This window comes from Candidatus Schekmanbacteria bacterium RIFCSPLOWO2_02_FULL_38_14 (genome assembly GCA_001790855.1).
GTDB lineage: Bacteria > Schekmanbacteria > GWA2-38-11 > GWA2-38-11 > GWA2-38-11 > 2-02-FULL-38-14-A.
The window spans coordinates 45,499-60,148 of the sequence record MGDH01000022.1; the positions used below are offsets into that span (position 1 = coordinate 45,499).

General features: G+C 37.6%; 17 protein-coding genes. 7 read left to right on the forward strand and 10 right to left on the reverse strand.

Going from position 1 to position 14,650, the window contains the following annotated elements; translation table 11 throughout:
• Positions 1–10 precede the first annotated feature (10 nt).
• The 5 genes from A3H37_01135 to A3H37_01155 are packed head-to-tail and all read left to right on the forward strand — an operon-like array spanning position 11 to position 3,837.
• Positions 11–706 (forward strand): nucleotidyl transferase, encoded by a 696-nt coding sequence (locus tag A3H37_01135; protein OGL49628.1) that lies wholly within the window; start codon positions 11–13, stop codon positions 704–706.
• A gap of 3 nt (positions 707–709) precedes the next feature.
• Entirely contained in the window at positions 710–1,690 is a 981-nt protein-coding gene (locus A3H37_01140) for a GHMP kinase (GenBank protein OGL49629.1), read from the forward strand.
• Between the two features lie 44 nt (positions 1,691–1,734).
• Entirely contained in the window at positions 1,735–2,316 is a 582-nt protein-coding gene (locus A3H37_01145) for a hypothetical protein (protein ID OGL49630.1), read from the forward strand.
• Positions 2,294–2,851, forward strand: coding sequence for a hypothetical protein (locus A3H37_01150; protein OGL49631.1), 558 nt, complete (start codon positions 2,294–2,296; stop codon positions 2,849–2,851). The genes A3H37_01145 and A3H37_01150 overlap by 23 nt, the downstream gene beginning before the upstream one ends.
• A gap of 44 nt (positions 2,852–2,895) precedes the next feature.
• Positions 2,896–3,837, forward strand: a complete 942-nt coding sequence (locus A3H37_01155) for a UDP-glucose 4-epimerase (protein OGL49632.1) — start codon at positions 2,896–2,898, stop codon at positions 3,835–3,837.
• Here A3H37_01155 and A3H37_01160 read toward each other — a convergent pair.
• Both A3H37_01160 and A3H37_01165 read right to left on the reverse strand, forming a co-directional pair.
• Positions 3,829–4,380: an orotate phosphoribosyltransferase gene (locus A3H37_01160; GenBank protein OGL49633.1), complete on the reverse strand. Its 552-nt coding sequence runs from the start codon at positions 4,378–4,380 to the stop codon at positions 3,829–3,831. The two genes, A3H37_01155 and A3H37_01160, sit on opposite strands and share 9 nt — an antisense overlap.
• Before the next feature lie 44 nt (positions 4,381–4,424).
• The gene (locus A3H37_01165) at positions 4,425–5,933 is read right to left on the reverse strand and encodes a hypothetical protein (protein ID OGL49634.1); all 1,509 of its coding nucleotides are present in this window, start codon (positions 5,931–5,933) and stop codon (positions 4,425–4,427) included.
• 143 nt (positions 5,934–6,076) lie between these two features.
• Here A3H37_01165 and A3H37_01170 point away from each other — a divergent pair, with 143 nt between their 5' ends.
• Positions 6,077–6,424 carry a hypothetical protein gene (locus tag A3H37_01170; protein ID OGL49635.1) on the forward strand — a complete coding sequence of 116 codons (348 nt, stop codon included), beginning with the start codon at positions 6,077–6,079 and terminating at the stop codon, positions 6,422–6,424.
• A 226-nt stretch (positions 6,425–6,650) separates the two neighbouring features.
• Positions 6,651–6,848 (forward strand): hypothetical protein, encoded by a 198-nt coding sequence (locus A3H37_01175; GenBank protein ID OGL49636.1) that lies wholly within the window; start codon positions 6,651–6,653, stop codon positions 6,846–6,848.
• A gap of 43 nt (positions 6,849–6,891) precedes the next feature.
• Here A3H37_01175 and A3H37_01180 read toward each other — a convergent pair whose 3' ends face one another.
• The 8 genes from A3H37_01180 to A3H37_01215 all read right to left on the reverse strand — a co-directional run bounded on the left by A3H37_01180 (position 6,892) and on the right by A3H37_01215 (position 14,578).
• Complete coding sequence (locus tag A3H37_01180; GenBank protein ID OGL49637.1) at positions 6,892–7,194, reverse strand: hypothetical protein; 303 nt, start codon at positions 7,192–7,194, stop codon at positions 6,892–6,894.
• A 158-nt stretch (positions 7,195–7,352) separates the two neighbouring features.
• The gene (locus tag A3H37_01185) at positions 7,353–8,204 is read right to left on the reverse strand and encodes a hypothetical protein (GenBank protein OGL49638.1); all 852 of its coding nucleotides are present in this window, start codon (positions 8,202–8,204) and stop codon (positions 7,353–7,355) included.
• Between the two features lie 50 nt (positions 8,205–8,254).
• Positions 8,255–8,974 (reverse strand): hypothetical protein, encoded by a 720-nt coding sequence (locus tag A3H37_01190; protein OGL49639.1) that lies wholly within the window; start codon positions 8,972–8,974, stop codon positions 8,255–8,257.
• 143 nt (positions 8,975–9,117) lie between these two features.
• Positions 9,118–10,791, reverse strand: a complete 1,674-nt coding sequence (locus A3H37_01195) for a fumarate reductase (quinol) flavoprotein subunit (GenBank protein OGL49640.1) — start codon at positions 10,789–10,791, stop codon at positions 9,118–9,120.
• Positions 10,792–10,810: 19 nt separating this feature from the next.
• The gene (locus A3H37_01200; protein ID OGL49747.1) at positions 10,811–11,011 is read right to left on the reverse strand and encodes a hypothetical protein; all 201 of its coding nucleotides are present in this window, start codon (positions 11,009–11,011) and stop codon (positions 10,811–10,813) included.
• Between the two features lie 177 nt (positions 11,012–11,188).
• Entirely contained in the window at positions 11,189–12,085 is an 897-nt protein-coding gene (locus A3H37_01205; GenBank protein OGL49641.1) for a hypothetical protein, read from the reverse strand.
• Between the two features lie 182 nt (positions 12,086–12,267).
• On the reverse strand, positions 12,268–13,446 hold the full coding sequence (locus A3H37_01210) for a hypothetical protein (GenBank protein ID OGL49642.1): 1,179 nt from the start codon (positions 13,444–13,446) through the stop codon (positions 12,268–12,270).
• A 214-nt stretch (positions 13,447–13,660) separates the two neighbouring features.
• Complete coding sequence (locus tag A3H37_01215) at positions 13,661–14,578, reverse strand: delta-aminolevulinic acid dehydratase (GenBank protein OGL49643.1); 918 nt, start codon at positions 14,576–14,578, stop codon at positions 13,661–13,663.
• Positions 14,579–14,650 lie beyond the last annotated feature (72 nt).

Sequence of the window (14,650 nt, forward strand, 5' to 3'; positions counted from 1 at the left end):
CAGGTAGTAGATGAAAGCATTTCTGTTAGCTGCAGGACTGGGAACACGCCTCAGACCAATAACGAATAAGATTCCAAAATGTTTGGTTAAGATTCATAATCAACCTCTTTTATATTACTGGTTGAAGCTGTGCGAGAAGTATGGGGTAAATGAAGTTATTATTAACCTCCATTATCTTCCTGAGAAGGTCAAAGAATTCCTTGAGAAAAATCAGACTGCTGTCCGTTTAAAAACTGTGTATGAGGAAGAACTTTTTGGAAGCGGAGGAACGATTTTTAAGAATAAGGATTTTGTTAAAGGCGAAGAGTCATTTTTTATTTTTTATGCTGATAATCTTACAAATGTCAACCTTGATAAAATAAAATCCTTTCACAAAACACACAACGGCTTTCTTACAATGGGACTTTTTATGACAAACTCTCCAGAAAACTGCGGGATTGCAGAACTTGACGGGAATAAAAGGATAATTGATTTTGTGGAAAAACCTAAGAAACCCAAAAGCAATCTGGCAAATGCAGGAATTTATCTCGCCCGGCAAGAGATATTTTCATTCTTTCCTAATGATAACAAGCTGATAGATTTTGGGGTTGACATTTTGCCAAAATTGGTAAATAAAATGTACGGATATCTTATATCAGAGTATCTGATTGATATAGGTACTATGGAGAATTACGAAAAAGCTCAGAAAGAGTGGAAAGGTTTGTGAGGTATGATAATTTCTCAAACCCCCTTAAGAATCAGCTTTGCAGGCGGGGGAACAGATTTTAAGGATTATTACAAGAACTTTGATGGTGGAGTTGTTATAAGCACAGCTATTGATAAATATGTTTATGTTATTATAAAAAAAAGGTTTGATAAGAATATTCGCATTGGTTATTCAATAACAGAGCTGGTGGATGAAGTAGATTCGATAAAACATGACCTTGTAAGAGAGGGGTTGAAACGGGCTAAGATTTCCGGAGGAGTTGAGATATCGACGATGGCAGATATCCCTTCAACAGGCTCTGGTCTTGGTTCATCAAGCAGTGTTACAGTAGGCCTTCTTAATGCGATGTATGCTTTCCAGGGAATACAGAAAACATCAGAAGAGCTGGCAAAAGAAGCCTGCGAGATAGAGATAGATATTTTAAAAAAACCAATCGGAAAACAGGATCAGTATATAGCGGCATATGGGAGTTTAAGAGAAATCCATTTCAAAAAGGACGGGAAGGTGAAAGTTGATGAGATAAAAATTCCAGAGGAAGTTAAGGAGAAATTAAATAGGAACCTGCTTTTGTTTTATACCGGGGAAAAAAGAGATTCAAGTACTGTTTTATTAGAGCAGAAAAATAATATTAACACCTTTTTTAACACTTTGAATGAAATGAAGGCAATGGTTCCTGAATTTAAAAAAGCCCTGCAGAAAGGTGAAATTGATGAGTTTGGGAGGCTTTTGCATAGTACATGGGAATACAAGAAAAGTTTGGCAAGCAAGATAACAAATTCTCATATAGACAAACTCTACGAGAAAGCCATTGATGCAGGTGCGCTTGGAGGGAAAATTGCAGGCGCAGGAGGCGGTGGTTTTCTCCTCCTATACTGTCCCTATAAAAAACAGGATAAAGTAAAAAGCTCTTTAACCGGTTTGAAGGAACTCAAGTTTGGATTTGAAAGGGACGGAAGTAAAATTATTTTCAATATAAATAAGTAAATTGCAGCTATGAACTGTAAGGCATAAGTGATAAGGAATTTCTTATGAGAGAGATAAAAGAATATTTGATTGACGTAGGGTCTATATTAAACACATTTCCTGTTGAAAAAATTAATGAAATTATAAACAAGCTTATAGATGCTTACAGAAACAACAGACAGATATTTCTGTTTGGAAACGGAGGAAGTGCAGCTACAGCCTCCCATTTTGCTTGCGATTTGGGAAAAAGTACCGCAATGCAAAACAGAAAAAGATTCAGGGTGTATTCATTGGCAGATAACATTCCTCTTCTGACTGCGTGGGCAAATGATACTGATTATGAATTCATATTTTCAGAACAGATGGAGAATTTTATTGAAAATGGCGACATAGCTTTTGCACTCAGCGGAAGCGGAAATTCAAAAAATGTGCTTAATGCCCTGAAACTTGCGAAGGGAAAAAATATTTTCACAATAGGGCTTACTGGCTATGCAGGAGGAAAGATGAAAGACCTCTGTGATATATGCCTCATAGTTCCGAGTGATAATATGCAAAAGATAGAAGATGTTCATCTCGTTTTATGCCATGTAATCTTTTCAAGAATCAGAGACAGATTATCTGTAAATGGAAGCAGTATTCATAGATAGAGACGGCGTTATAAATGAAAACCTTAACGGCGATTATGTTAAGGAGTGGAAAGAATTTAAATTCCTTCCAGGAGTTCTTCACTCGCTTAAACTCCTCAAAACAAATAAGGTAAAAGTAGTAGTTGTGTCTAATCAATCAGGAGTTGCCAAAGGATTGATGACAGAGAAACAGCTCAGCAATGTAAGCCGTTATTTTGTTAAAAAAGTAAAGGATTGTGGAGGAAATATAGAAGCTATTTATTACTGCGTTCATAATGTCGGCGAGAACTGTGACTGCAGAAAGCCAAAACCAGGACTCCTGTTAAAAGCATCAAAAGAGCTCGGAATTGACCTTAATAAAACTTATATTGTTGGTGATTACATAAGCGATATAGAGGCAGGAGTTACTGCTGGTTCAAAAACAATTTTGGTTAGAACCGGGAGAGGAAAAGAAACTATCTCAAAGAGAGACGAATGGACTGTTGAACCTGATTATATAGTCTCAGACCTCAGTGAGGCAGTAGAGATTATAATAAAATCAAAACTTAAGAGTTAAAAGGCAGAACTAAAAATATAACTCTGATACAGAGGGAGGGATGAGTGAAAAAAGCTTTAGTAACTGGCGGGGCAGGTTTTATTGCTTCCCACGTTGTTGATGCCCTGATTGAAAGAGGTTACGAGGTTGCAATAGTTGATAACCTTTCAACAGGGTATGAGAGAAACCTCAACTCAAAGGCTAAATTCTATAAAATGGATATAAGGGACGAGAACCTTAAAGATGTTTTTGATAAGGAAAAACCCGAACTTGTAAACCATCATGCTGCTCAGATGGATGTGAGAAAATCTGTTACAGACCCGATTTATGATGCTCAGGTAAATGTTCTTGGCTCTTTAAACCTTCTTGAAAACTGCAAAAGAGTTGGAGTTAAAAAGATAGTTTATGCTTCAACAGGAGGCGCGGTTTATGGTGAGCCAAGCCCCGATATTTTTCCTGTTGATGAGAAGTGTGATGTTGATCCACTTTCCCAGTATGGAATTACAAAGCATGTTGTAGAGCATTATTTATCACTTTATTATAAACTCTACAGCTTGAGATATGCTGTTCTGAGATACCCCAATGTCTATGGACCGAGGCAGGATCCTCACGGTGAGGCAGGAGTTGTTGCAATTTTCACAGAACAGATGCTTGAAGGAATTACTCCAAAGATTTTTGGTGATGGTTCTAAAACAAGAGACTACGTATTTGTTGGAGACATAGTAAAAGCTAATATGATTGCCATTGATAAAGGGGAGAATGATGTTTTTAATCTTGGCTGGGGCAGGGAAATTACTGATTTTGAAATATTTGATGCAATACGTATAGCATTGGGGCTGAAAATTAAACCAATTTATGCAGAGAAACGGCTTGGAGAGATAGACAGAATCTGCCTTGATGCTTCAAAGGCAAAAAAAGTTTTAGGCTGGCAGCCAACTGTATGCCTAAAAGAAGGGATTGCAAAGGCAGTTGAGTATTACAGGAAGAAAAAAACAGGCTCATTGTAAGATTTCGCTTTTCCTAAAAAGTGCTTCAAATTCATAACCTTCCTTTTGAACATTTTTCCTTCCACCCTCTTCGCGGTCAACAAGGGCAATTACTTTTATTATTTTACCTCTTTCATTTTCAACTGCTTTTATTATTTTTAGTGTTGAAGCCCCTGTTGTCACAACATCCTCAACAATTATAACCCTGTTTCCGGGTTTGAATATTCCTTCAATCATTTTCATTGTTCCATGGGATTTTGCCTCTTTTCTCACATAGAAACCCGGGACAGGTTTTTCTGACAACGCACTTGCAATTGAAACAGCGCTTACAATCGGGTCAGCACCAAGGGTTGGACCTCCTATGCAGTCAAAATCCAGATGTTTTATTTTTTTAAAAATAATTTCTCCTATTAATTTTGCTCCCATTGGATGCAATGATGTTCTGCGCATATCAATATAGAAATTACTCTTTTTCCCGGAAGCTAATATGAATTCTCCTTTAAATACTGATTCTTTTTTTATAATATCAAGCAACTGTTTTTTAAGTTTCTCAATTTTATCCATTTCCGCTCCTAAAAATTTACAGTTTATAGCCTGAAGCTAACCAATTAATTATATTCTATAATTTCAGCTTGGATTTTTCCAATTATATTTACAAGTGGACTTATATCATCAAAGGTTTCTCCTTCGACGAATTTTATATGAGTTGCATCAGCAGGAATCTGGTTGAATGTAGGGTCAATAGCAACCCATTTCCCAGCATAGCTTTCAGCCCAGGCATGATAGAGAAAACCTTTTTCCTCCATATAGACTATCCCTGAAACGATTTTTGTTGGTATGCCAGAAGCCCTTGCAAGGGCTGTGTAGAGATAAGTGTGCGCCTGACATTCTCCTTTTTTTGAATGAAGAACGTTCAGTGCTGAGAATGAATCAGAAAAATCATTTTCAACTTCCCTACTTACCCACTGTACAAGCTTCTTTATTGCAATAAAAGAGTTTTTTTCATCTCCAACTACTTCTTTGGATTTTTCAATAATCTCCTGATTGGAACTCTGGATGTAAATAGACGGTTTTAGATATTTATTCAGCAGAGGCTCATTTATTGGCAGCAATGATGGTTTTTCTATTTCAGCAGGGATTAAATCTATTTTATACTCAACCTTTGAAATGCCATTTTTAGCAAGCTTATATGCTTTCTGTCTCTCATCAGAGATTATAGCATCTTCCTCATCCATTCCTACCAGCTTTAAATGGAGAGTTTTAACATTCTTGGGGTTGTTGATAATTTTATCAGCTTTTACCAGGCTGAAATCAAGAAGGATGTCATCTTTAGAGAGGCTTTCCTGATATATAAATTTTTTTGCAGAGATTTCATCTTCTTTCATTGAGATTAAAAGCCCCCCCATTTCAATTTCAATAAGGCTTTCACCATCTTTATTTATCCAGCTATCTGCGCTTACAAGTCCAATTGATGTTCTGACCTTGAATGCAGGTTCATCACAGAGTTCATTTTTTTCATAGGAAAGAATTTTTTGTTTTATGTTCTGGAGTGATTGTATTTCTAAAAGGTAACTCTGATAGCTAAAAACATCTCCAATTTTAAATCCTTTAAGAAAAGGATAGAGATATGGTGCAGTTGAGGAATATAGTTTATTTTTTAATTTAAATTTTTGGGAATGGGTTAAGTTTTCATCTACAATTTTAACTGTAAGTTCTTCATCTTTAACTTCACCATTCATAATAACCTTTTTATCCCCAATCCTCTCCTCTCCGGAGAAGCTAATAAGAGAAAGGTCTGGATTTACGAGGTCTGTTTCTTTAAGATTTATTTCTTGCTTAAAACCTAAAAAGCTGAATTTTAGAAGTGCTTCTGATGTTATTTTGTAGACTTCAGGGTTGTCCTGATATTTTTCAATCTTGTAATGGTTAAACCCTACTTTTTTCTGCCCGTTGAGTATTATCCCGAACCATGATTCATTATGCTTGAGGTTAGATAGATTTTCAAATGGCTTGACCGGCTCAGTGAGTGGGATCTTCTTTGCATACATCCATGAGAAATTACAGCATGCTGAAAGAAAAAACGGAGAAATTAAAATTAAAAATGTTTTATGTTTCATATGTCCTACTAGTTTTAATTAATTTAAAACATATCAGGAGTAAAGGCAATTAAAAACAGGATTGTTCTGACTTTTATGTTGAATTATTTAACAGAATTCCTATGTTTAGTATAGAAATAAAAATTATTATAAGGAGGAATGAAATGAAAAAAAGATTGATCCTAATAAATGTTTGCTTGCTGGTTTTATTAAGTTTTTTATCATTTGAATACTTGCAAGCAGGTTATAGTGTTGGTGGAAAAAAGGGTAGTAAAATCACAAAGGTTCAGCTTTTACCTCAGACTGCAAAGGTTAAGGTTGGAAAGACAAGGAAATTTACTGCAAATGTAATTGGCAAGGGCAAGTTTAACAGGAGTGTATTATGGTCTGTTGATGGCGGAGATGTTGACGGTACATTTTCTTCTACAGGGAGTAAACAAGCGACCTATCAAGCCCCTGATTCTGTTCCTGAAGGTGGAAAGGTAATAATTCCGTGCAACAAGCAATGGTGATAGTTTAGTCTCAGGAACAGCAAACATTACAATCTTAGGAGTTTCGACTACAACAACAACTACAACCACTACTTCAACCACAACAACCACTATTCCAACAGCTATTCCAGGAAGCAGCGTTAACAATACAATCACAATTGAAAATTTTTCCTTTAGCCCTATTAATATAAGCGTTGACTCGGGAACTACAATAACTGTTACAAATAAAGACGGAAGCGGGCACTCAGTGACAAGCCAGGCTAAAGCAGGAGATTTTAAATCAGGCTCAGTTGGCGGAGTTTCTTTTGACACAGGTTTATTTACAACTACTGACCAAACAATTACGATTCCATCTGATGCGGTTTCAGGAACTGTTATTCCATATTTTTGCACACTTCACAAATCCTCTATGTCAACTAAAAACGGCTATGTGACTGTGGAATAAATGGAAAGTGAGAGGGAATTGTTTTATTCAAGTATTTCATTTGCTATGGCATCGTGTTTTTCAGAATTGTATTCTCTATCGCTATTTTATCTTCTTCTATTATTTTTTCCTCTCTCTCACCTGTTCTGTTATCCACTGCAACTATCCTGCACCTGCTTCCGAAAACGCAGATTACTTCGTTTTGATATTGATGATAATGATTCCCGCGAACAACTTCTGGTTTAAGACTTACAAGATGCAGATTGAAAAGCTTTTTGCTTTGAAGCTCTTCATCGCTGATTGGTCTTATTGCAATACCGCGGTTATCAGATGAGAAGTTTAAATCCTCAATTTTTATAAATTTCATAACATCTCACTTTTATGTTTAAGTTCCAAATTCTAATATCTAAATCCTAAACAAATTCCAAATTCTAATCACCTAAATTCAAAACAAATTTGAAGATTTGAATTTTGGATTTAGATATTGTTTAGGATTTCGAATTTAGGATTTAATCCCACTATCTATCATTTCCACGCAATTAATATGCTTATGTACGGTGATTTTATTGCTTCCTGTGCTTCCTTGTCAAAAAAGTAGTAATTGCTATAATATTTATCAAGCTCTGCTTTTACATCACTGTATAGCAGAGTTTTAGCGCCTATTTTTGAAAATGCCTTGTCATATCCATAAATCTTTCCTGTGATACTAAGCCAGTCTCCGAGAACAAGGATATCTGCAGCTTTTGCAATGTTTGCAATTGAACTTATGCCTGCATAGGTTATTGTGTAGCGCTCGTATAAAAGGGCTGGTGGAGTTATAGAGGCGAGGAGTTCTTTTGATGGTGATTCCTTAATGTCCCAGAGAAACGGGTTTATTTTAACTTCTGGGAAATCTTCTTTTAGCTTATCTATTACTTTATTTATTACAGGTTTTGACTCGGTGACAACAAGTGGAAAATAGTTTTTTTTACTTTTCATTGCTTTGCAGGCAAGACGTGTTAGTTTGCCGTTTCCTGCGCCTATTTCCAAAAGAGTTTTAGGTTTGATTGCTCCAGCAAGTGTGATTGCAATTTCTACAACTGTTTCCCCGAAAAACTGGTGAAAAACTCCGCCTGAAATTGCTGCAAAGGCTTCTCTCAGTTTAGGGCTGTTCCAGTCAAACTCTCCAAGGTTTTCCATTTCAATCAAAATCTTCATTGCCCGCAGTTCGTTGTGGAATGCTTTTGGAATTTTATTTTCATCTACCGGTTGGCGATGATAAACCTTTTCTGACGCTTCAGCCCAGATTTCCCAGTTTTCAAAATGCTCTATCTGAAAACGAGTATATCTTTCTTGAAGAGCTACGAGTTTATCTTTTACAAGCTGGTGGTTAAGCATTTAAAAATCCCTTATGTGTAAAGGGTTAAAGGATTCGAGGATTTCCGGGTTTATCCCTGTTGTACGAGCTTTTTTACTTTTTCAACAACATCCTTACTTTCTGAAAATCCTTTTGGACATTCAACAACGCATTCAGATGGCTTTTCGCATTTAAGGATTCCAAGTTCCCTTAACTCATGGATTCTTGCATCTCTTGTTGCATCTCTTGCATCAAGGATGAACCTATATGATTTTACAATGCTGGCTGGGCTTAAAAAAGAGCTGTCCTTATCGAGTACCATACAATCTGAATGGCATACAGCACAAAGTGTGCACTGGGAGATCTTTGTGAGAGTATTGAAATCATCAGAATAATTAACCCTGAATTCACCTGATTCCGGAATTTTTGAAAAATCCTTTACAAGCCATGGCTTTGCTTTTTTCAAATTTTCTATGAAGGGTTCAAGGTCAACAACGAGGTCTTTAATGAGATTAAAATGCTTTAATGGCTCAATTACTATTACCCCGTTTTTAGGGAGTATGTCCTTTGCCTGAGTATTACAGGCGAGCATTGCCTTTCCATTAATGCGGACTGCGCAGGAACCACAGATGGCGCTTCTGCATGAACGTCTAAAGGTCAGTGTTCCATCAATTGTTTCTTTTATCTTAATCAGGGTATCAAGAACAGTCTCTCCGCCGGTGATTTTAATCTTGTAGTTTTTAAAATGTGGTTTGGGGTCTGTATCCTTATTGAACCTCTGGATTTCAAGGGTGATTTGTTTGTCCTTCATTTTTGCTCCTTTAGTAATTATAAGTTTAAATGACAAAATCCAAATTTCAAATCAATAACAAAATCCAAATGTTAAAAGTTTTAATCATTGGAGCTTTGAATTTCATTTGAACTTTGAGATTTAGCATTTGTCATTAGCTTGTCTTAATAAACCCTTTTCTGTGGCTGATACTTTGTTACAGACACTGGCTCGTAGGAAATATTTATTTTTCCATCCTTGCCTTTTTTTGCGATAGTATGCTTCATCCAGTTTTTGTCATTTCTTTCAGTATAGTCATTCCTGTAATGTGCTCCTCTGCTTTCCTTCCTGTTCAGGGCACCAAGGGCTATAATCTCAGAAATCGTAAGAAGGAACTCCATCTCAATGACTGAAGTGAGCTGTGTATTGTAAACAGTGCCTTTGTCCTGGATAAAAACTTTTTTTGCCCTTTCCTGAAGTTTCTTTATTTCTTTAAGAGCCTGTTCTATTTCATTACCGACTCTAAAGACCCCTACTTTGAATGTAAGAATTTCTGAAAGTTCTTTTCTTATTGCAGAGGATGATTCTTTTCCTTTACGGTCAACAAGCTTCTTTATCCTTTTCTCTTCATCTTTTAGAATATTTTCGCTTATCTTGGAAAACTCAGCGGATGATACAAATTTTTCTAAATTTCTTCCGACTCTTCTGCCAAAAACAACTGTCTCAAGAAGTGAATTTCCTCCAAGCCTGTTGGCTCCGTGGACACTTACGCAGCCACACTCTCCAACCGCATACAGCCCTTTTATGTTTGTTTCTCCGTTAACATTATTCCTGATTCCGCCCATGGAATAGTGCTGTGCGGGTTGAACAGGCATTGGTTCTTTAACTATGTCAACACCTGCAAATTTCTTTGCAAGCTCTTTTACCTGAGGGATCTTTTCATTTATTTTTGCTTCACCAAAGTGAGTTACATCGAGGTGAACATATTCATTCTCAAATCCTCTTCCTTCTCTTACCTCTATTTGTATACACCGAGAAACAACGTCTCTTGGGGCAAGTTCCATTTTTGATGGAACATATCTTTCCATAAACCTCTCATCTTTGTTGTTTTTAAGATATCCGCCTTCACCCCTTACACCTTCTGATACGAGAATGTTGGTTCCAAAAAGAGTTGTTGGGTGGAACTGGACAAATTCCATATCAGCAAGAGGTGTTCCTATCTCATAGGCAAGAGCCATTCCATCACCGGTATTTATATGAGCATTGGTAGTTCGAGCAAAGGCTCTCCCATATCCCCCTGTTGCTAAGACTATTGCCTTTGTTTTCAAGAGTTCAAAATTACCTTTTTGCATATTATAGCAAATAGCACCTTTGCAGACCCCATCTTCTGCGATCAATTTGGTGACAAATCGTTCATTATAGATTTTTACATTGCTCTTAAGAAGTTGTTCATAGAGGAGGTGAAGAAGGGTATGACCTGTTAAGTCTCCAAAAAAACAAGCTCGAGGAAAGCTTGCGCCTCCTAGCTCTCTCTGGGCAATCTTTCCATCCTCAGTCCTGCTAAAGATTGCTCCCATGTGCTCTATTTCGTAGATGTTTTCAGGGGCTTCCTTAATGAGAATCTCAATGGCGTTCTGGTCACCAAGATAATCGCCTCCCTTTACAGTATCAAAAATATGGCTTTCAAGAGTATCTTCAGGGTTAAGTACTGCATTGATTCCTCCCTGCGCTGCACCTGAATGGGAGCGTGTGGGATAGACTTTTGAAATAATTCCTACGTTGGCATATTTAGATGCTTCTATTGCAGCCCTCATTCCTGCAATTCCTGCGCCGACTATGACTATGTCGTGGTAAATCATCAATTAATCTCCCTTCTTATTAATATAGTCTTACTATTTCTATTGCATCAACAGGACATTTTTCAAGGCAGAGATTGCACAGAGTGCATTCGTCTTCATTTGCCTCAACAGAGATTATGGTGTTATCTTTCTTGTCAAAAATATTCACAGGACATATTTTGACACATTCACCACAGTCCTTGAATCCGCGGCATGTTTTCTGGTTGATTTTTATGTTTATGAAAATACTCATCCTTTTCTCCCTCTGTGTATGAGTTATAAATCCTAAATTCTAATATCTAAATTCCCTGCCTGTCGGCAGACAGGTAAACAATATCAAAATTCCAATTTTTAAAACTGTTTTGGATTTTGGTCATTTGAATTTGTTTAGAATTTAGAGCTTAGGCTTTAGAATTTTTTATGATACATTCTTTCTAATAAGCTCTATTATCTCAGAAAATTTTTCTGCAACAAGGATTCCTGCATCCCTGAATTTTTCTATTTTGCCTTTTGTACTTCCTCTATTTCCTTCAACAATTGCTGCTGCGTGGCCAAAACGGATACCCGGCATCTCATCAGCGAATCTTCCTGCAACAAATGCGATTATTGGAAGTTTGATTTTGTTTTCCTTTACAAACTCTGCAAGAAGTTCTTCTGCTGTACCTCCGGGTTCGCAGAAGATTACGATTGCCTTTGTCTGGTTGTCTTTCTGGAAAAGTGGAACGAGGTCAAGGTAGTTTGAACCGACAATTGCATCTCCTCCAACGCTAATGCAGGTGCTCTGTCCGATTCCGTTTAATGTCAGGAGGTTGGCAATCTCTGTTGTCATTCCTCCGCTTCTTGAGATTATTCCTATATTCCCTTCACTGTAAGCCTTCTTTACATCATCAACTCTTCCGCCAACCATTCCAATTTTGGTCTTGTGAGGCGATATTATTCCAAGGGAGTTTGGTCCTATTACTGTTGCGCCTTTTTCTCTTGCAAAAGCAACTATCTCAACTACATCCTTTCTTGGAACTCGTTCTGTTACAATGACAACAAGTTTAATGCCATTATCAATCGCCTCAAGGCTTGCACCTTTTACCATTCCGGGCGGAACTGATATTATGCTTGCTTCAGCAGGGTGTACGGTTATTGCTTCTTTTACTGTATCATAGACAGGGACACCGTAAACATCCCATCCGCCCTTGCCGGGAGTTATTCCTGCAACAACTTTTGAGCCGTAATCAAGTAAATCCCTCGTAAAAGTGGTTGCCTCTCTGCCGGTAATTCCCTGAATGATTATCCTTGTATTTTCATCAGCCAAGATTGACATCTCATTCTCCTTAATTTATCTCTTGAACTTTATTTTTTGTCATTGCGAGCGACCAACGGGAGCGTGGCAATCTCATCTTTTACTTGGGAATGTTGTAACATGTTACTATAATTACTGAATTGAGATTGCTTCGTCGCTTTGCTCCTCGCAATGACTTTTTAAAACTGTTCACTAATCACTGTTCACTTACTCGCTCTCTCAACAGCCATTCTTGCGGCTTCATCTATTGAAACGGTTCTGTCGCAGTATGGCACACCATATTTCTTCAATATTCTGAACCCTTCATCCTCCCAAGCGCCTGGAATTCTGAAAACGGTTATGGTTTCTGAAGGAACCTTGCCGCTTTCAATTACGCCTTTAACTACTCCTCTTGCTACCAGGTCAACTCTGGTGTTGCTGACTACATTCATTATGACTGCAATTTTATTGATTCCTGGCTTTGAAAGGATGTGCTTGACAAGTTCTTTAACTTTGAAAACAGAAGGGTTCCCTCCAATCTCACAGTAATTGGCAGGTTTGCCGCCATATTTTTTTATTGCGTCAAATGATGTCAGGCTCGCTCCACCGCCGCCAATCAGAAGACCGAGATTCCCGTCAAATTCAATCATTCTTCCTGCAACTCCACGATGGTCCATTTTGTCAATTTCCGCTGCCTTTTTCTCAAATTCTGTCTGCTTCTTTGACTGGCTTTCCCTTTCACCAAATTCTGCGACAAGACTCTTTTGGCGGTAGAGGGCATCGTCATCAATCTCAATATGTCCATCAAGGGCTATGAATTTCCCGTCCTTTGTTTTTCCAAGAGGGTTTATTTCAGCAAGGGTTGCATCATATTTCAGAAATACCTGAACGAGCCTGTAAAGAACCGATGAAATCTGGAGCAGGTCATTTCCATTTATTCCTGCCTGCGCGACCATTTCTCTTGCATGGTGTTCCTGAAACCCCTCAATGATGTTAAAACTTTTTCTTACAATTTTTTCAGGATTGGTTTTTGCCAGTTCTTCGATATCAACCCCGCCTTCAGTGCAGAAAATTACAACGGGGAGTTTTCTTGTAGTGTCGTAGGTTGCAGCCATAAAGAGCTCTTTTTCAAGAGCTATCTGGTCTTCAACAAGAAGCTTTGAAACAAGGTGGTTCTTAATAGTGCTTCCGAGAAGCTGCTTTCCTTTATCTTTGGCTTCTTTTAAATCTTTTGAGAAAAGAACACCGCCTGCTTTTCCTCTGCCGCCTGTTGGTATCTGTGCTTTGATTACAGAAGGAGTTTCCGCCTTGATTTCATCAACAGACGAGACTACCTGCCCTTTGGGTGCCGGAATGTTGTTTGCCTGAAAAATTTTTTTACTTTCAAATTCATAAAGTCGCATTTTCTAACTCCCAAAATATGCTTTGCTTTTAAGCTCAAGTTTATATAAAAATCGTGGCTTTCATATTGATATTTGCTCTATTTGTCAAGGCAAAAAACGAAGCAATCTTTTTAAAAAGCTGACAGCAGACAGCTATCAGCTTTGAGCATTTGGAATTTGAATAATTTAGATATTGTTTAGGATTTAGGATTTTGAATTTAGAAATTAATATCTACTAACTTGCCAACAACCTTGCTGCTTCCTTTGCAAAATATGTGATTATCATATCTGCGCCTGCGCGTTTGATTGATAGGAGGCTTTCCATCATGATTCGTTTCTCATCTATCCATCCGAGTTTACCGCCTGCTTTTATCATGGAGTATTCACCGCTTACCTGAAAGGCTGCAAGAGGGATATTGAACTGCTGTTTAGCCCTGTAGATTATATCAAGATAGGGAAGGGCAGGTTTTACCATTACAATGTCAGCGCCTTCCTCTATGTCCTGAGCTATTTCTCTTATTGTCTCATCAGAGTTTGCAGGGTCTATCTGGTGAGATTTTCTGTCTCCAAATTCTGGCCTTGATTCTGCTGCTTCCCTGAAAGGAGCATAAAAAGATGATGCGTATTTTGCTGCATATGACATTATTGATATATCTTCAAAACCGTTTTCATCAAGAATTTTTCTGATTGCTTTCACTCTTCCATCCATCATATCTGATGGGGCAACAATATCAGCGCCTGCTTCAGCGTGGCTTAAGGAAATTTTTGTCAAAGTATCTATTGTCGCGTCATTATCAATTTTTCCTTTTTTAATCACTCCGCAGTGGCCATGGTTTGTGTATTCACACAGACAGATATCAGTGATTACAATAAGTTCAGGAATGTTGTTTTTAATCCTTCTGATTGCCTTTTGAATTATTCCATCCTTTGTATAGGCTTCTGAGCCAAACTCATCCTTTTTCTTAGGAATTCCAAACAGGATTATTGCGGGGATGTTTAATTTACTGACTTCCTTTGCTTCTTTAAGGAGGTTGTCAATTGACAACTGAAAGCATCCGGGCATCGACTTAATTCCATTCCTGACATTTTTCCCTTCGCAGACAAAAACCGGGCATATAAGGTTGTCAGTTGAAAGCCTTGTTTCTCTGACCATCCTTCTTATATTTTCATTCCTTCTAAGCCGACGCAAACGGTGAGTTGGGTAAGACATAATATATTATCTTTC